Annotated in this window: 11 protein-coding genes; 10 read left to right on the top strand and 1 reads right to left on the bottom strand. The window is 51.4% G+C overall.

The genetic code is table 11. The annotated features are described in order from the left end of the window. Positions 1-510 precede the first annotated feature (510 nt). The 9 genes from AC0YNZ_RS26965 to AC0YNZ_RS26925 all read left to right on the top strand — a co-directional run bounded on the left by AC0YNZ_RS26965 (position 511) and on the right by AC0YNZ_RS26925 (position 16,262). Positions 511-1,833 carry an extracellular solute-binding protein gene (locus AC0YNZ_RS26965; RefSeq protein ID WP_475829543.1) on the top strand — a complete coding sequence of 441 codons (1,323 nt, stop codon included), beginning with the start codon at positions 511-513 and terminating at the stop codon, positions 1,831-1,833. 79 nt (positions 1,834-1,912) lie between these two features. Next, on the top strand, positions 1,913-2,872 hold the full coding sequence (locus tag AC0YNZ_RS26960; protein ID WP_475829542.1) for a carbohydrate ABC transporter permease: 960 nt from the start codon (positions 1,913-1,915) through the stop codon (positions 2,870-2,872). Between the two features lie 12 nt (positions 2,873-2,884). Then, positions 2,885-3,718: a carbohydrate ABC transporter permease gene (locus tag AC0YNZ_RS26955; RefSeq protein WP_110773169.1), complete on the top strand. Its 834-nt coding sequence runs from the start codon at positions 2,885-2,887 to the stop codon at positions 3,716-3,718. A gap of 28 nt (positions 3,719-3,746) precedes the next feature. Next, entirely contained in the window at positions 3,747-5,528 is a 1,782-nt protein-coding gene (locus AC0YNZ_RS26950) for a glycoside hydrolase family 66 protein (RefSeq protein WP_475829541.1), read from the top strand. A gap of 121 nt (positions 5,529-5,649) precedes the next feature. Then, positions 5,650-11,256 carry a glycoside hydrolase family 66 protein gene (locus AC0YNZ_RS26945; RefSeq protein WP_475829540.1) on the top strand — a complete coding sequence of 1,869 codons (5,607 nt, stop codon included), beginning with the start codon at positions 5,650-5,652 and terminating at the stop codon, positions 11,254-11,256. 123 nt (positions 11,257-11,379) lie between these two features. Beyond that, positions 11,380-13,149, top strand: coding sequence for a cache domain-containing sensor histidine kinase (locus AC0YNZ_RS26940; RefSeq protein ID WP_475829539.1), 1,770 nt, complete (start codon positions 11,380-11,382; stop codon positions 13,147-13,149). 53 nt (positions 13,150-13,202) lie between these two features. Then, positions 13,203-14,750: a response regulator transcription factor gene (locus AC0YNZ_RS26935; RefSeq protein WP_475829538.1), complete on the top strand. Its 1,548-nt coding sequence runs from the start codon at positions 13,203-13,205 to the stop codon at positions 14,748-14,750. 18 nt (positions 14,751-14,768) lie between these two features. Continuing rightward, a complete protein-coding gene (locus AC0YNZ_RS26930; protein WP_475829537.1) occupies positions 14,769-16,028 on the top strand; it encodes an extracellular solute-binding protein in 1,260 nt (419 codons plus the stop codon). Between the two features lie 12 nt (positions 16,029-16,040). Further along, a complete protein-coding gene (locus AC0YNZ_RS26925; protein WP_475829536.1) occupies positions 16,041-16,262 on the top strand; it encodes a hypothetical protein in 222 nt (73 codons plus the stop codon). Between the two features lie 172 nt (positions 16,263-16,434). Here the strand turns inward: AC0YNZ_RS26925 and AC0YNZ_RS26920 are convergent, their stop codons facing one another. Then, a complete protein-coding gene (locus AC0YNZ_RS26920; RefSeq protein WP_475829535.1) occupies positions 16,435-17,448 on the bottom strand; it encodes a zinc-dependent alcohol dehydrogenase family protein in 1,014 nt (337 codons plus the stop codon). Between the two features lie 114 nt (positions 17,449-17,562). Here AC0YNZ_RS26920 and AC0YNZ_RS26915 point away from each other — a divergent pair, with 114 nt between their 5' ends. Continuing rightward, the gene (locus AC0YNZ_RS26915; RefSeq protein ID WP_475829534.1) at positions 17,563-17,976 is read left to right on the top strand and encodes a winged helix-turn-helix transcriptional regulator; all 414 of its coding nucleotides are present in this window, start codon (positions 17,563-17,565) and stop codon (positions 17,974-17,976) included. The last annotated feature ends 108 nt before the right edge of the window (positions 17,977-18,084 follow it).

Below are 18,084 nucleotides of genomic sequence, written 5' to 3'. Positions count from 1 at the left end.
TGCTTTTTTTAAGCGGCGGCTAAAAAACCGACTATTAAGTTTACCAATTCGAACTAATACGTCTAAAATATCTGGCCTCCCCTATTTAAGCACGCAAAGTAGATCTAATTTTTCTAGATGCTTGGATTGTGCTGCCTATCCGGTTTGCGGACGGGAAAGCGCAGGCAATTAGCTTTACTGGCAACGGAATCGGCGGTTATGGGTGTATTTCGGTGGTTGGATTACGGTATAGCGCAGGCAATTAGCTTTACTGGCAACGGAATCGGCGGTTATGAGGGCATTTCGGCGGCCTACGTACGGGAGATCGCGTGAAATGGGGATCTAATCTTTTTTAAGGTGCATTATTTTTCTGTCCAATCAGAAAAATAATGCACCTTTTTTATTCCAACCAAACATTTACATTTGGAACGGAGTAAAATGCGACACCTTTTTCGCAATGAAAACGGTTTCTGGAAAGGCCCGTTCTTAGCATAATAAAGGAGCAGCACAAATAAAAGGAGGGTCAAAGCTATGAAATGGTATAAAACAATTTCGTATGGAGTTCTAGCGGCGGTAATGGCATTCACGATTACGGCATGCTCAGGCGGCAATAACGCACCTGCAAATAACGGAGGTAAAGCTCCGGCAAAAGAAAGCGGTAACGCTCCTGCTACGGACGGCAAGAAAGTAACGATCGAGTACTGGCATACTTACAGCGATCAGGAAGAGAAGGTGCTTACGGATGAAATTAAGCCTCTCTTCGAGAAAGAGAACCCTGGCATCGAGCTCAAGCTGACAAGAATGCCGTACGAGGGCTTGAAAGAGCAGGTTATTGCCGGCGTAGCGGGCGATGCAGCTCCTGATCTTATGCGAATGGACATTATCTGGGTTCCGGAATTTGCAAAAATGGGAGCACTTCAAGATGTCAGCAAAAACGATGGCTTCGATGAACTGAAAGCGAATTCGTTCGAAGCGCCGATGGAAACGAATGCCTATAACGGCGGCTACTACGGCGTGCCGGTTAATACAAATACAAAAATCGCGATTTACAACAAAGCGGTATTGGATGAAATCGGAGTAAAAGCGGCGCCTGCGACAATGGATGAGTTCGTAGAAGCGGCGAAGCTTGCGGTCGCAAAAGGCAAGCCTGGCGGTATCGGAATCGGCGGAGCGAACGTATGGGCGGCCTCCCCTTACTTCTGGAGCCTTGGCGGCTTGCTAACTAACGAGGATTATACGAAGGCAGACGGTTACTTGAACAGCCCGGAAAGCGTGAAAGCACTTGAAACGATCGTGCAGTGGAACAAAGACGGCTTGGTAACGCCAACGATTCTTGGCGGCGAGCCGGGCGCTTGGGACGGCATGAAAAACAATGATTATATGATGATCGATGACGGCCCTTGGTTCTACAGCATTCTGATGAACGAAGCGGAATCCGCGTTCAAACCGCTGGAGCAAACGGTTCGCGGCTTGATTCCTGCAGGCGCAGGCGGCAGCCGTTCCGTTGTAGGCGGCGAAGACCTCGTTATTTTTGCAAACTCGAAACATCCGCAAGAAGCTTGGACATTCGCGAAATGGATGCTTGGCGATGAGCCGCAGAAGATCATGAGCAAGCTTGGCCTTATCCCTACGAACAAAACGGCAGCAAACGACCCTGCTTTTCTTGAGCAGCCGTTCGTTACCGAGTACGTGAAGCAGCTTGAAACCGCATTGCCGCGTACGCCGATTCCGCAATACGGCGAGATGGAAGGAATCGTTAACCTTGCATTCGAGAAAGCGATCCGCGGAGAGCTTTCGCCGAAAGAAGCGCTCGATGAGGCAGCGAAAAATATCGAAGCCATCTTAACGAAGTAGCGGCAAGGCCAGAGCCTTCGTCTATCGCATTGGGTAGACGAAGGCTCACTCTAGATGAAAGATAGGAAGGAGCATCACCATGTCTATACCAGCGGCGGGGCAGCCGAAACCCGTACAGCGAATTCCGGCAGGCGTAAAGTTGAAAAAGGGCTTGCAGCAGTGGATAAAGGTTTTGCCTTATATCTTTTTTGGTGTTTTGGGTACTGCCGTATTCGTCATCTACCCGATGATCAAAAATATTATTATAAGCTTTCAGGATTACAGTATTATGCCTAATGCAGAAAATCCTTTCATTGGCTTTGAAAACTACGTATCCGCCTTTACGGATCCGAACAATAAAGTGTTGATGGCCATCCGAAATACGTTTTTGAACGTCGCGGTAACGGTGCCGATCAACTGGTTTCTCGCTATCGTGTTTGCCGTATTAATCAATATGCACTTTATCAAGCACAAGATTGTGTTCCGTACGGTGTATTATTTGCCGATCATTACGTCATGGATCGTCGTCGCATTCCTGTTCCGCTTCTTGTTCGCGAGCGGTGAGTACGGCTTGATCAATTTTATCTTTTACAAGCAGCTTGGCATTTTTCATGAACCGGTTAATTTTCTTTCCAACTATTGGTCGGCGATGATCGTCATTTGGCTGTTCCACATTTGGAAAACGGTTGGTTGGGGCGTCGTCATCTATCTGGCAGCGCTGCAGGGCATTTCGAGGGAATATTATGAAGCGGCGCAAATCGACGGCGCTAACGGAACGAAGCAGTTTTGGAGCATTACGGTTCCGATGCTTGGTCCTGTAACAGCATTTGTTATTATAAATCTGGTTAACGGCGCGTTTAACTTTTTCCCGCAGGTTTACTTTATTACGAAGGGCGGCCCGATGGATCAGACCCAAACGCTGCCGAGTCTTATGTACTTGCAGGCATTTAAGAACTTTAACTTTGGTTATGCATCCGCTGTAGCCGTCATGATGGGGATCGCCGTGTTCTTACTCACGTATTCCCAGATGAAAAAATTCGGCAATCAGCGGTTTTTGTAGGAGGGGGAAGCGATGAAAACGAAATGGCATATTCAGACCCTGGTTTACGGCATTATTGTACTTGGGGCGCTGGCTTTTCTATTCCCCTTCGTCTATATGATTATGACCAGTTTCATTAAAGGGGCTTATTCGCTGCCAAGGCCTAAGGAAGTATTTTCGGTTATTCCGAATCTTTATAACTACCAGCTTGTATGGAGCAAAAATAATTTCGCGAGATATTTCCTGAACAGCTCGCTCGTTACGATCGTGTCTATGACGGGAAGCCTGTTCCTCGGCTGTCTGACGGCATACGGATTTGCCAGATTTAACTTTCCGGGCAAAGAGCTGTTGTTCCGCGTGTTTCTTCTGACGATGATGATTCCCGGCGTAATTAACATTATCCCGCAGTTTTTGATTATCAAATCATTTGGGTTAGTTAATACGTACTGGGGTCTATGGTTAATTTATATCGGCGGCGGCGTTGTCGGCAGCACGTTTTTCCTCCGCGGCTTCTTTCAAAGCATTCCAAAGGAGTATGAGGAGTCCGTGCTGATCGACGGAGGCGGCAGCTGGCGGATTTTCTGGAACATTTATTTGCCGCAATCGATGCCGGCAATCGCGACGCTCGCGGTTCTGTCCTTCCAAGGCACATGGGAGGAATATTTTACGGCGCTCGTCATCATCAAGGAGGAAGCGCTGCGGACGCTGCCGGTCGCGCTGCTTATGTTCAACGACAAGTACGCTACCAACTATTCATGGGTATTCGCCGCTTCTATTATTGCGCTCGTACCGACCGTGCTGCTCTATATTATTTTCCAGAAGAGATTTGTGCAGGGCGGGTTCAACGAAGGCGGCGTGAAAGGATAACTAGACAAACAGGGAAGGACAGATGCATGTGATCCGCAAAAAAATGAAGTCGGCTGCTATCGCAGCGATTAGCTGTTTTGTCATTCTGGCAGCAGGCTGCAGCAAACAAACGGAGATTGTGGCGGAGACGGTGGTCAGCCAAGGGATAATGAGCGGGTTGACTACAGACAAAGCAGTGTACCGTCCCGGCGAAAAGGTTAGCTTCAAGCTGGATGTGGGCAAAGCGGAGCCGAAAGCGAAGGTGATCGTTCAGTATCGTCATCTTGGCGAGCAGATCGGCGAGCAGGAGGTAAAGGCGGAAGGCGGACAAATCACCTGGGATTGGACGCCGCCGAAGGAAGACGGTAAAGGCTATATGGCGGAGGTGTTTCTGTCGGCAAAGGGAGAAGTGATGGATCATCAGAACATCGCGGTCGACGTTTCCGCGAATTGGAGCAAATTTCCCCGTTACGGCTATTTGGCCGACTTCCACGGCATGAGCAAGGATGAATTGACGGCAGTAATTGAACGCTTGAACCGGTTCCATATTAACGGCCTTCAATTTTATGACTGGCAGTACAAGCATCACGATCCTGTGAAGATGGACGGCGATAAACCGGCCTCGGAATGGCCGGATATTGCGAACAGACCGGTCTCGTTGGACACGATCAAGGGCTATATTGACCTCGCGCACAGCAAAAATATGATGGCGATGAACTATAACCTGCTGTTCGGCGCGTACGAGGGCGCGGAAGCGGACGGCGTCAAGAAAGAGTGGGCTCTTTACAAGGATCCGACGCAAACAAACCAGGATAAGCATCCCTTGCCGGACAGTTGGGCCAGCGACATTATGCTTTATGACCCAAGCAATTCCGAGTGGCAGAACTATCTGATCGACAAGGAAACTGAAGTGTTTAAGCAGCTGCCGTTTGACGGCTGGCATGTCGACCAATTGGGAGACCGCGGAGCATTGTGGAATGCCAAGGGGGAAAGCGTTCAGCTTGCTCAGGGGTATGTGTCTTTCCTGAAAGCGGCGAAGGAGAAGCTGGATGTCGACTATGTCATGAATGCGGTGGGACAGTACGGGCAGGCGTTTATGGCGCCTCAGGCGCCTCTCGAATTCCTTTATACGGAAGTATGGGACGGGCATCCGAAATACAGCAGCCTGAAGGACATTATCGACCAGAACGGCAAGTTCAGCAAAAATAAGCTGAACACCGTGCTTGCGGCTTACATGAACTATGATTTGGCTAACTCGAGCGGGGAGTTCAATACGCCGGGCGTCCTGCTTACGGATGCGGTCATCTTCGCGGCGGGCGGCTCTCATCTGGAGCTTGGCGAAAACATGCTTGCCAAAGAATATTTCCCGAATAAAAACCTGACGATACCGGCTGAGCTGGAAGAGCAGCTCATTCGCTATTATGACTTCCTGGTCGCTTATCAAAACATTTTGCGGGATGGACTGGAAGAGGCGGAAGCGGCCGTATCGGGCACGGGAGAAGCGGAAGTTTCCGCATCGCCCGAGCAAGGAAAAATCTGGTCCTTCGCGAAGCGGAAAAACGGCAGCGACATCGTCCATTTCATTAACTTCACGGATGCGACGACGATGGATTGGAGAGACGACAAAGGCGAGCAGGCGGCGCCTGCGGAGCGCAAAGATGTAGAGATTACGATTCAGACGGAGCGGGAGGTGGCCGGCATTATGTTCGCTTCGCCGGACTATTATAACGGTTCGCCTGTGAAGCTGAGCTTCGAGCAGCAGGACGGCAGCGTCAAGCTGAAGCTGCCGAGCCTGAAATACTGGGATCTAGTAACGATTAATTACAAGTAAAGCATAAGCATTATGCGATACGCAGACAGACCAGAGCGGCACGAATGAGGATTTTCGTCCGCTTTGGTTTTGATGCGGATTGAAAGCGCTTGCTATAAACCAAATCAAAAGGAGATTGGCAATGTCAAAATCAAAGCGTTCGTTAAAGCGGAAGTTATTCATTATGTCGATGTCAGTAGTTATGCTGCTCGGCCCCTCATTCCCCGTTATAGGCCAGCCGCCTTCCGTTCATGCGGAGGAAGCAGCCCTGCGGTCGTCCATTCCTGCCGAGCCGATCAAGAAGCTGACAATCGGCAAAGCGAGATATGCGCCGGGAGAAACCGCGGAGTTTAAGGTTTCCTTCAACGAGTCGGCGGATTTCAGCGGCAAGCTTATTTTGGAATTTTACCTCGTTAATAAGCTGGCAGGAAAGGTTAGCCGCAAAGTAACGGTGCTAAAGGGAACGAGCTCCGATCTAACCGTGTCGTGGCAGCCGCCGAAAACCGATTTCCGCGGATATATCGTGAAGGCTTATATGGAGGGCAGTCCGGGCGATTTCAAGACGGCGGCTGTCGACGTATCCAGCGAGTGGACTCATTTTCCGCGATACGGCTATACGTCGGACTTTCCGAGCGAGACCGCTAAAGAGAGCGAAGAGAAGATCAAGCAGCTGTCTCAAGAGTACTATTTGAACGGCTATCAGTTTTACGACTGGATGTGGCGGCATGACGTATCCGTATACTCTAAAACGGATGCAAACGGAAAACCGCTCAAGGATGCGAATGGCAATTTTATTTCGGCCCCATACGATTCAAGCACCTCTTATGCCGATCTGCTCGGCAGGCATTTGTATCCGATAGCGGTCAAGCAGCAGGTGGCAGCAGCGCAAAAATACGGCTCGGCCGCCATGGCTTATCAGATGAATTATGCAGCCCGGGAAAACTATGAGGATTTTGGCGTTAAGCCGGAATGGGGCCTCTATAACAAAAACGCAGTGTTCCCGAATCCCGACCCGCAAAAATACCAGAATGGCTTCTTCTTTTATTGGGTGCCTTCCGCCTTGTACTTGCAGGATCCGGGCAATCCGGAATGGCAGTCCTACATCACAAAGCAATATAACCGCTCCGTTAATGAATTCGGATTCGACGGCATCCATTTGGACCAGTGGGGCGCGGCGGATAACGATTATTTATACGATTATGAAGGAAATGAACGCTATTACTCCAAAAGCTATGACGAGCTCGTTAATGCCGTTAAGCATTCGTTAACGGCCAATAACGCTGCGAAGAACGATGTGACGTTCAACATGGTTGGCGGTAACGGGGGCTACTCCGAGGTTCCCGATCCCGATACGAAGACGGACTTCGATTACAGCGAGCTGTGGACGGACAAAGACAATTACCGCGACATCAAGAAGGTGATTGAGGATACGAGGTCTGCCAATGGGGGCAAAGCGATGGTCATCGCAGGCTATATGAACTACAAGCAGGCGGTGGGCGATACGTTTGCGGCCTCCGACGTTCCTAATGTAGCGAAAACGGTAGATTTTTTATCCCGCATTAATCAAACGGTTGGCTGGGTTGGCGATTTCGGCAAAAAAGACGAGGATCAAATCGTTTGGACCGTAAACGCAGAAACGGCGGGAAGCTATGACTTGACCTTGAAATACGGCCAGGATAACGGCTCGGGAAGCCCGGCCGGCAGATTGACCGTAAACGGTCAAACGCTCGAAACGCCATTGGCGTTCGACGAGAAGACCGGCTGGGGCAATCCTGTTGCCCAGAAGACGGTGCAGGCTGATCTTCAAGCAGGCGAGAACAAAATCGTTCTCCAGTTAAATACGAATGACTTATGGCTGAACGTAGACAGCCTTCTCGTAAGCGGACAAGGGACCCAGCAGGAATTTGAGGCGGAAAACGCCGAGCTGATCAGCTGTAAGGTGGATAAGTACGGCCATGTCTATTTCTTCGAAACCGAAGGGGAGTACGTGACGTTTCATGTTGAAGCCGAAGAAAGCGGTTCGTATCCGATACAGTTCGGCTACAGCGCGGGAACGGCTGCCGTTACAAGGGACTTGATCGTTAACGGGGCGACCATACTTGCGGATGCCGTCTTTGCGAAGACGGGCAATTGGGATTCGTTCAAGAGCAGCCAGGCCATTACCGTTCCTCTGCATGCAGGCGACAATACGGTCACGCTGCAGCTGAACGGCGAGGCGGATGCGGGCATGAAGCTGGATTATTTGCAGGCTGGCGGCAAGCGCTACGAAGCCGAGAAGGCGGCATTCGGATGGAAGCCAGCCACATCGCCACAGATTGAAGTGCATGACGGGACGGCCGCCGGCGCTTATGTAACCAATATTAAAAATGCGCAGGATTCGGTGGAGTTCGATATGATCGCCGGTGCAGCGGGTACGGAAACGGTTGTTTTCCAATATGCGACCGATAATTCGCCCGAGGCGGAGCTTTACGTGAACGCAGTGAAGCAGCAGGATCTGACGTTCCCGGATACGAACGGTTGGGGCGGCGACGGCAGGTGGGCATGGCGTACGGCCTCGATTCCGGTGAACGCGGGAACGAATACCGTCCGGCTTGCCCTTACATCCAGCGGACAGTATATGAATTTGGACGGCATATTGACGGGCGGTGAAATGATACTGACGGATGATGCCGCCAAGGTCCAGCTATCGGGCGGCATAACGGTAGCCGGTTCCGGCGACTCCGTCAAGACGGATAACTATAACGGCGCGGACGGTAAAGCCGTAACGGTCAAGGTAAATGCGCCGGAAGCAGGCGATTACAAGCTGGGCCTCTGGTACCGCTCCGGTACAGATAACACGAACGCGGACATTACCGTGGGAGAGACGGCTTACAAGCTGGCGCTTGCGAATAACGGCTGGTACGGCAATGACTGGTGGGGCTTAGCGGAGCAGGATATCCATTTGGATGCGGGAGAGAATACGGTCGCAATCAAGCTGGATAGCGAATCCACGTATATCAATTTGCACGCTGTATCTTATGGAATGAAGCTGGAAGCGGAAGGCGCGGAGACAAGAACCGCCGGCGTTGTGAAAGGAGAGCGGTGGCTTGACGATTTCGGCCAGGCAGGCGACAGCATCTCATGGAGCAGCGGGCAGGCGGGCGGCCAGGAGACGCCGGTGACGTTCACCTACCGTGCGGATGAGGATTTATCCTATGCGCTGAAAGTTAACGGCATCGTCCATCCTGTCGTTTTTGAAGCAACCTCGGGTGAGTGGCGGCAGCATGCGGTCAACGTGCCGCTTGTTTCCGGAGAGAACGAGTTCACGCTGCTTCCGGCAGCGAATCATAGCAGCTCGATTCAGGTCGACTGCGTGAGCGTAGGCGCAGAGGTGAAGGAAGCCGAGGACAGCTCGGTTCTGAAATCAGGCTCGGCCAGCGTAGTTGCCGTCAACGGAGAGATCGGCTACTTGGACGGCTTTAAGCAAAAGGGCGATTATGCGAAGCTGTCGCTGGGAGCGGTCGGAACGAGCGGATCTTATGATTTGAAGGTGTTTTACCGCAATGCGGGCGAACCGGCAGCCCGAAGCATCTATGTAAACGGGAAAAAAGCAGGCGCATTCGCATTCCCGTCAACGGGCGGGGAATGGTCGTTTATTACGGTGCCGGCCTATTTGTTCAGCAGTCAGGCCGCAAACACGGTGCTCCTGAAGATGGAGCAGGATACAGAGCAAGAAGGCATCGCAATTGATCGCGTCGAGCTGGACGGCGCTGTATATGAAGCGGAAGCGGCCGAGCTTGGCTGGGAGCCCGTCATAGCGAAGACAGGCGGCGTAACCAATTCGCTTGGCAAAACCGACGATCATGGCAAAGCAGGGCAGACGGTTATTTTCAACGTTAATTTGGGGCAAGCGGCCGAGGAGCTGGTGTTTAAGTATAGATCGGACAACAATCCGGCCTTTGATATCGTTGTCGATGGAAATTTGGCTGCCAAAAACGTTGTTTTCGGCCAAACGCTGGGAGGCTGGGACGTCGGCATGTCTGAGAAAGTCATCGAGTCGCCGCTCTCCGCGGGCGAGCATACGATCGAGCTTGTCATGGTCTCGGACGGCCAATATATCAATTTGGACAGCCTGGTTGTAGGCGGAGCGGAATACGAGGCGGAGGCGGCGTCCTTTGCCCCGGCCGGTCATGGCGTGAAGACGACGACCGGGACGGTTTCCGGCTTTGGGGATGAGAACGACTTCCTGACGTTCGATTTAAATCTGCCGGTAGCGAAAAATGCAGCGCTTGGAATAAGGTACAAGAATAAGGCGGCTTCCAAGCAGCCCGCAGTGCGGGCGTTGTATATTAACGACGTGAAGCAAGCGGATTTAAGCTTTGCTTATACCGGCGATACTTGGGCTATGCTTGAAGTACCGGCAGCTGCGCTGGCGGCAGGGACGAACAAAATAAAGCTTGTGCTTGAAGGCAGAGACGACGAGGGCATTGAGCTGGATTACCTGCTGGCAGGCGGCAGAAGGCTCGATGCAGAGAAGGCCGATTCGACGCCTCCAATCGTTATTTATAAAGATCTGCTGCTTAATTTCGGCCATACGGGCGACGAAGCGGCTTTCGATATCAATGTGGAGCAAGCCGGAGAAACATCGCTGATCTTCACCTATTCAAATGAAGGCTCGGTTGCGACCAAGACGCTCTACATTGACGATGAGCCCGTTCTGGATGAGAAGGGCAAGCCGGTTCAAATTTACTTCTCGCCGACGGCTAACCGCGATAAGTTCAATGAGGATGTTTACTATATCGTCCCATACATGAGCGAAGGCAATCATACCGTTACGCTTAAGCATGAACCGTCGGATAAAGGCACGATCATTATGCGCAGCTTGACGCTCGGCTTCTTCAATGAGCCGTCCATTAGATTGATGGATGCGGCGCTCGCCGCGATGGGCGCAACCCATATCGAGCTCGGCACGGCGGAATCGTTCGGGGAAGGCCCGAATATGCTGGCGCATGAATATTATCCGAACCGCAGCAAGAAGATGAAGGCATCGCTGAAAGAGTCGATGAAGGAATATTACAAGTTCTTTGCAGCGTATGAGAATCTGTTGTTCGACAGCAAAGAGGACAAGGGCAAGGCTGTCGCGATTGCCGCAGCCGACGGCACGGCAATCGCGACCAGCAGGGACGGAGCGGCCAATACGGTTATGGCGATTGCCGGCGATAACAGCAGGAACAAAGGCTTCGAGCAGTACGACAGCATTCAATTGGTTAACCTGCTTAATAATGATGAGAACTGGCGCAACGCGGCTGCTGAGCCGGAGCGGCTGACGGATCTTAAGGTTACCTACGGACTCGGCTTAAAGCAAGCGGATGCTCCGAATCTCAAGGTGTTTACGGCTTCTCCTGACAGGGATGGCGGCATGTTCAAGGAATTGAGCTATACTTGGAGAGGTACGGATCTCATTATTTCTGTTCCGTCCCTGGCTTATTGGGAGATGATCATTATCGATCAGGGGAACGGCGCGAAGGCCGGAACACCTTCCTCCGGCACCGGAACGCTGCCAAGCAAGCCGAACGAGAAGGTAGTGACGGTAGCGGATGATCCGGCGAAGCGGAAGATGAACGAAGCTTTGCAGAAGGTGAAAGGCCTGAATGCCCAAGCGGCAGGCGGAGTGCTTTCCTTCGAGCTGGGAGCGGTTTATGCGGGAGGACTGCTTGGAGGAAGATCCCAAGCAGCCGGTTATGCTCGACATCGAATTGGAGCAAAATGAAGATGAAAAGCGGAGACAGCGCAGCCGATTGGGGCTGCGCTGCTTCCTTAAAAAGAACATTCTATGTAAATCGCATCGAATTCGGTAAACTAAGAGTATCTTCTTAAGCAAGGTGGAAAGCAAATGGCGCGCTTCGAGAAAATAACCAACCGGTTTGCTTCGAAAATGATTTTAGCGTTCTTATTGATCATTCTGATTCCGACCACTTTATCGGGGTTCTCTTTCTATTTGGAATCTTCTGCGCTTGTGAAACGAAATGTCAGAGCATCTACCGTTCAGGTTACGAAACAAACCGCAGATGCGCTGTCTTCTATTTTCAACGCGGGAAGCGATACATCCGATTTAATATATAGCGATTTGAAGGTGCAGAAAGCGGCGATGCAGTTCAGCTCAAGTCCGCTCAGCAAGCAGGCGGAGATGTCGCAATCTTTAAGCACGCTGCTAAATAACGTCGTATATTCAAGCTCGTTCGTTAGAGTCGTTCATATTATTAAAGACGGCGGGATCGGCTGGGGGAGCGGCACGTTCTCTATCGCTAAGCTGCGGAAGGTCGATCTCAATCAGCAAGAATGGGTAGCGGAGTCAAAAAAGCTGGACGGGGGGCTGGTATGGCAGGCCTTGCGGAAGGACCCCTTCAGCGGCGCCGGGGAAAATACCGATCTTGTGCTGCCGATCAGCCGCACGCTCAAAGATTTTGAGTCGCTGCAGCAAATCGGATTTCTCGTCGTCAATTTGAACGGCAAGGCCATTATTAACACGATTAATCAGGTTAAGCTTGGACAAACCGGCCGTTATATGGTCGTAAACCCCGAAGGGCAAATAATGATCGCCGCCGACCTCTCGCGCATTGGACGAACGGTAGAAGATGTTACTCTGCATGAGCTAATCGTACACAATGATGATGTAGAGTTTGAATACTTCAACAAAGACGTTCATTACTATGGCGTGAAGCAAAGGCTGAGCAATGGCTGGCTGCTCGTCGGTACGGTGCCTACGGTAGAAATAACGGGCGCGCTGGACAAGCTGCATACCCGTATTTTGCTAACCTCGGTGTGCTTTGCTTTGCTCGCGGTGCTCATCGGCCTTCTGATCGCAAAACGGGTTACAAAACCGATCAAGCAGCTGACGTCGGAGATGAAGCGCGTGCAGCAGGGCGATTTATCCGTACGGACAGCGCTGACCTCTACGGACGAAATCGGACTGATGAGCAGGCATTTCAACAAAATGCTGGATGAAATCGAGCAGCTTATGGTGCGGGTGGGGCAGGAGCAGAACGAGAAGCTGGAGGCGGAGGTGCGTGCGGTCGCGTACCGTATTCATCCGCATTTTCTGTATAACACGCTCAGCACGCTAAGGTGGCTCGTTCGGGCGCGCGAGACGGAGCGTGCGGATCAGGGGCTGGCGGCGCTGATCAGACTGCTCCAAGCGAACATGGGCAAAAACGGACAGATGGTCACGCTTGAGGAAGAGCTCGAAATCATTCAGAAGTATATCGTCATATTGGAAATGCGGTACGAGCAAAAATATGCTTTGCTTATTGACGTACAGCCCGGCGCGGAGCGGGTGAGCATTCCAAGGATGCTGCTTCAGCCGCTGGTCGAGAATGCGGTGTTCCACGGCTTTGTGCCGCTTAACCGCGGAGGTGAAATTACGATCAAGGCAGCGGAGCGTCAGGGCGAGCTGCAAATTGAAATCAGCGATAACGGAGCGGGCATGGCACCCGAGAAGCTGCAGCCGTTAAATGCCAAGGAAGGCACGACGAAGCGGGGGATCGGGCTGCAGCATGTCCACGATTCCTTGAGGCTTTATTTTGGACCGGGCTCGGGTATGACGGTTACCAGTGAGCCAGGGCGCGGCACGCAAATTCATATCGTCATCCGCCTTCGAAGCTAGTGCTTCCAAAATCGGCTGTTGCGCAGCATTCAACAACTTAGGGGAGGGATAATATGAACGATAACGTTCTGATTGTGGACGACGAGCCGATTATCCGAAACGGGCTTAAAAGCTTTATCGACTGGGAGGAGCACGGGCTCGCTTTAGTTGGCGATTGCGCAAACGGCCTCGAGGCATTGGAGCTGCTTCGCTCCCGTCCCGTTGATATTTTAATAACCGATATTAAGATGCCGATCATGGACGGCCTGGAGCTTACGCGGAATGCGCTCGAGGTTAATCCGCAGATGAAGGTCGTTCTTATCAGCAGCTACAATGAGTTCGAATACGTCCGCGAGGGGATGAAGCAAGGGGCTGTCGATTATTTGCTCAAGCCGTCGCTGGAAGCGGAGGAGCTTATTGCCGTGCTTGACCGCTGTAAGGATATGCTCCTGGAAAACCGCAAGCAGGCGATGCAGAAGCAGCAGCTCGACGAGCAATTGACGCTGCTGGAGAGAAGGCGGTCCGAACAGGAGATGAAGCGGCTGCTCGCGTCCGGGCGGTCCGATTTTCGGTTTAGCGATATTTTTGGCCACAGCAATTCATGCTACATTTGCGCTTTGGTCGTATCGGACGGACTGAACGAATGGCAGGAGCGTTACGGGCATTTGCATATCAGCATTATGTATGAGGATATGCAGTCCATCTTTTACGAGCGATTTCAAGCCGGCAGCGCGCACATTTTAACGGGAGAAGGCCTCTTTCTCATCTATCCTAATGAGCAGGATGCCGAAGCGAAGCTTGAGCGCTTCAAGGCGCGTGTAGCCGCTGAATTATCCGTCTCGGTTACGGTCGGATACTGCATCGAGAAGGAAAGCGGGCGGGTGGAAGCGGGACTGCAAAGAAGCCGGACGGCGGGAGAGCGGCGATTTTTTGAAGGGACGGGCCGGCTGTTTGCCTGGGAGCTTCCGCCGGATGAGAGCGAAGACGGGCATGAATACGAGGAAATGAAGATGCACGAGATCGTCGAGCGGCTTCGTTCCGAGAACAACGCCAAAACGGTAATCGACAGCTTCGTCTCGAGGTGGGCGAAGGACGGGCCGACGCCGGAGCTTGTGAAGAGAGAGGCTTACGAGCTGCTCGCCGCCTATGCTTATTTAAACGGGGATTCCAAGACGCTGTCGGATTTCCGGGATCATATTTCGCGCTGCGATACGGTTGTCCAGCTGGAATCGACTGTCCGTCATCTGTTCGAGGAGATGGAGCATCCTAATCAGCTGCGTTTGAACGATAAAGGCCATAGCGGACAATTAATCACGAAAGCTATTGAGTACATTAAGCTTAATTACCGGAACGATCTGACACTGCAGGAAGTAGCGGATACGATTCATGTCAGCAAGAGCTACTTTTCGAATTTGTTCAAAAAACAGTCCGGTCAAAATTTCATCGATTATTTGATCGATTTGAGGCTGCACGAAGCAAAGCGGATGCTCGTTCAAAATGAGTATAAGATTTATGAGATAGCGGAAAAATCGGGCTTTAACGACGTGAAATATTTCAGCAAGCTGTTCAAAAAAATGACGCAGATGACACCTGTCGAGTATCGGGAAAAGCATCAACAATAGTTGATGGAGGAGATAGACATGCATGCTATAAGGCTGATTATAATCGGATGTTTCCTAGTCATTGCCGCGGGCTGCGGCCAGCAGTCCATCATATCCAAGGAAAGCGAAGTCGAGAAGATTAACAATACGGAGGATCATGAGATTGAGTTCTGGCATACGTACAGCGATGAAGAGACACGAATTTTGGAAGACGTGCTCATTCCTGCTTTTGAGGAGGCATACCCAGCTATTCATGTCGTACCTGTTCGGCAAAGCAATAATGCGGAGCTAAAATATACACTCATCTCTAAGGCTTCTGCGAATAGAGCGCCGGATGTAGTCCGGATGGATATCGTATGGGTACCGGAGTTTTCTCAAAGCGGGCTGGTGCTCCCCCTTAGCGAGTATGATGATTTCGATGAAATTATGCAAACGCTGCAGAGCAATACGGGCTCGGCCGGCTATTATGAGGGCGCCTACTATTCGCTGCCCGTGAATACGAATACGAAGGTCGCGATCTTCAACCGTGAATTGCTGAAGCAAGCCGGATTGTCGGAGCCGCCGGCCGCTTTTCAGGAGGTTATTGCGCTTGCCAAGAATGAACGCTACATGATCGGCATGGGCGGGCTTGAGCCTTGGAGGAGCCTGCCATATATCTATGCGCTTGGCGGGCGGATGACGGATGAAGCGTACACGAGGGCATCCGGCTATCTGGACAGTGAAGCGACAGTGATAGCGGTAGAGCAGCTTTTATCGCTATATAAGGAGCAGCTGATTGACCGGACGGTCATTAACGGCGGCGGCGACAATTGGGAGGGCGTAAAATCCGGGAAGGTTTTGGTCACTGACGAGGGTCCTTGGTTTTATAGCATCTTTCAGGGCAAAGAGCTGCAGCGGGCGATAAACGCAACGATAGCGGTTCCGTTTCCGCCGATTTACGGCCCAGCGTCCATATTGGGCGGAGAAGACCTCGTCATTATGAAGGGCTCCAAAAATCCGGAGCAGTCATGGCTGTTTATGAAATGGATGGTAAATACGCAATCGCAAATCGCGATGTCGCAAACCGGCTTGATCCCGACCAATCTGGAGGCCAAAGATATAAAGGTGCAGGGCGAGTCGTTTATTCATCCGTTTGCCGAAGCGCTCAACCATACGTTTTTACGGCCGCCGGTGAAAAATTACAGCCGGATTGACGCCATTTATACTGAGTATATGAAAAAAATTTTTCAAGAGGAGCTTTCGGTTAAGCAGGGCTTAACGGAAGCGGCAGTCGAGATTGATCGGTTATTGAAGCCATAGCCATCAAAATAGGTGCAATCGAAGGACTCGGCTAAAATAGCTGCAATCGCCCCGCTCGTCGAGCCGGCTAACTTGGCTGCAATCGCCCCGCTTGTCGAGCAGGTGGATTGGCTGCAACTCCCGGCTTGTTTGCCTTCCATCTTGCCCCCGCCTCTGCCCGGGGAAACGGCGGGGACGCGCTATAAGAACGAACGGATTATGAAAAATAGATTTAGTTTCGATTTGTCGAACTAATCCGCAGCAGGCTTGTGAAAAGCGTGCTATAAGTTCATTTCATCGAACTAATCGCCTTGTTTTAATGACGAAAGAAAAAAATGACCGGTTTAGTTTCGCAAAATCGAATTATCCGGTCATTTTGACTTAGCCGCGTTCAATTAGTTTTACGAAATGTAACTAAATCTAAGGTTTAAATCGTGATGCATACCTTTCCGAAATGCGTTCCCTTAGCTAAGTAGCGGAGCGCTTCGACGGATTGTTCAAACGGAAATATACGGTCTATGACCGGACGAAGCGCATTCTGTGAAATCGCGCGGTTCATGGCCTCGAACATATCCCGGCTGCCGACATTAATGGCTTGAAGCCGCGCCTTCTTCTGCAGCGCTTCGATAATATTAAAGCTCTCCACACTTGCTCCCGATAATATGCCGATTAAACTAATTTGCCCGCCCAGCCGAAGAGCTTGAAGCGATTGGTTCAGCGTAGCGGCTCCGCCAACATCGACAACGTGATCAGCACCACGGCCATGAGTAAACTCAAGCACCGTTTTATCCCAATCAGTTGTGTTTTTGTAGTTGATGCCGAAATCTGCCCCGAGTGATTTGGCGCGTGCAAGCTTATCGTCACTGCTCGATGTTACAATGACGGAGGCGCCGTGAAGCTTGGCGAATTGAAGCGCGAACAGGGAGACGCCACCTGTTCCTTGCACGAGTACAGTGTCTCCGGATTTGACCTTGCCTTCCACTACGATGGCATGCCATGCCGTCACTCCCGCACAAGCAAGGGAAGCCGCTTCCTCATCGCTCAGGTGATCGGGCACGCGAACCAAACCCTTTTCATTCAAAACAACATATTCAGCGAGGAGGCCCTCCAGCGGATTGCCCAGCGTGCTTGCCCAGCCTTCTTGCGCCGGTTCACCCGAAATCCAGCTCTGCGTAAAAATCCCGCTTACCCGTTCCCCAAGCTTAAACCGATTCGCTTGCTCACCGAGGCCAACCACCTCGCCAACTCCGTCTGAAACGGGAATGAAGGGAAGCTCCAGGCTTGGATTATAATATCCGTCGATGACGCCCAGATCACGGTAGTTGAGCGAAGCCGCGCGCATTTTGATAAGCACCTCGCCAGTACCCGGAACAGGAATCGGACGCTCCGATATCCTTATATGATCAAGTCCGAAGCCATCTTGTATTTCATATACTTTCATAAGTCATCTCTCCTTCTTGTAGGTGTAGACATACATTAATACATAAACTAATATTTAGTAAGAAGGCACTTTAACGTTCGTTGGGCACCTTCAGGTGCGTAAGGAGGAGAGGGTATGGCAAATACCGTTCAAGCGAAACAAGCCGACATATCGATTACCGCATGCAGCTATCGCAGGGTACTTGAAATAATTTCGAATAAATGGTCGGCGCTGGTCATTTACGCCTTAGAGGATGGAAGCTTGCGTTACGGAGAAGTAAGAAGACGGATCGAAGGCGTGTCGCAAAAAATGCTGACCCAAACGCTGCGGCAGCTGGAGCGGGACGGCTTGGTCAGGCGCGAGGTTACGCCGTCCGTGCCGCCGGTCGTAGACTATTCATTGACACCTCTCGGTGAAACATTAATAAATACTTTGAGACATTTAAAGCTGTGGACGGCTGAATACTATCCGCTTGTCGAGAAGGCAAGAGCAGAATACGACCGGGTCAACGGCGGGGATGCGCTAAAAGTGCGACCGGAAGGCTCTTGAACGGCGCTATATAAAATTAATAGGGAACAAACAGGCAGAGATCATGCAATCCGGTTAGATTTAGTTTCAATTCGTCGAGCTAATCCGCGGCAGGTTTGTGAAGAGAGT

It is taken from the genome of Paenibacillus sp. J2L1-98 (assembly GCF_056269405.1).
This window is presented reverse-complemented; position numbering and strand designations above follow the sequence as displayed.

Excerpts from the sequence above, each read along its gene's own strand:
- AC0YNZ_RS26965 (WP_475829543.1), top strand. The coding sequence starts at position 511 with ATGAAATGGTATAAAACAATTTCGTATGGAGTTCTAGCGGCGGTAATG.
- AC0YNZ_RS26940 (WP_475829539.1), top strand. The coding sequence starts at position 11,380 with ATGGCGCGCTTCGAGAAAATAACCAACCGGTTTGCTTCGAAAATGATT.
- AC0YNZ_RS26930 (WP_475829537.1), top strand. The coding sequence starts at position 14,769 with ATGCATGCTATAAGGCTGATTATAATCGGATGTTTCCTAGTCATTGCC.
- AC0YNZ_RS26960 (WP_475829542.1), top strand. The coding sequence starts at position 1,913 with ATGTCTATACCAGCGGCGGGGCAGCCGAAACCCGTACAGCGAATTCCG.
- AC0YNZ_RS26920 (WP_475829535.1), bottom strand. The coding sequence starts at position 17,448 with ATGAAAGTATATGAAATACAAGATGGCTTCGGACTTGATCATATAAGG.
- AC0YNZ_RS26955 (WP_110773169.1), top strand. The coding sequence starts at position 2,885 with ATGAAAACGAAATGGCATATTCAGACCCTGGTTTACGGCATTATTGTA.
- AC0YNZ_RS26935 (WP_475829538.1), top strand. The coding sequence starts at position 13,203 with ATGAACGATAACGTTCTGATTGTGGACGACGAGCCGATTATCCGAAAC.
- AC0YNZ_RS26915 (WP_475829534.1), top strand. The coding sequence starts at position 17,563 with ATGGCAAATACCGTTCAAGCGAAACAAGCCGACATATCGATTACCGCA.
- AC0YNZ_RS26945 (WP_475829540.1), top strand. The coding sequence starts at position 5,650 with ATGTCAAAATCAAAGCGTTCGTTAAAGCGGAAGTTATTCATTATGTCG.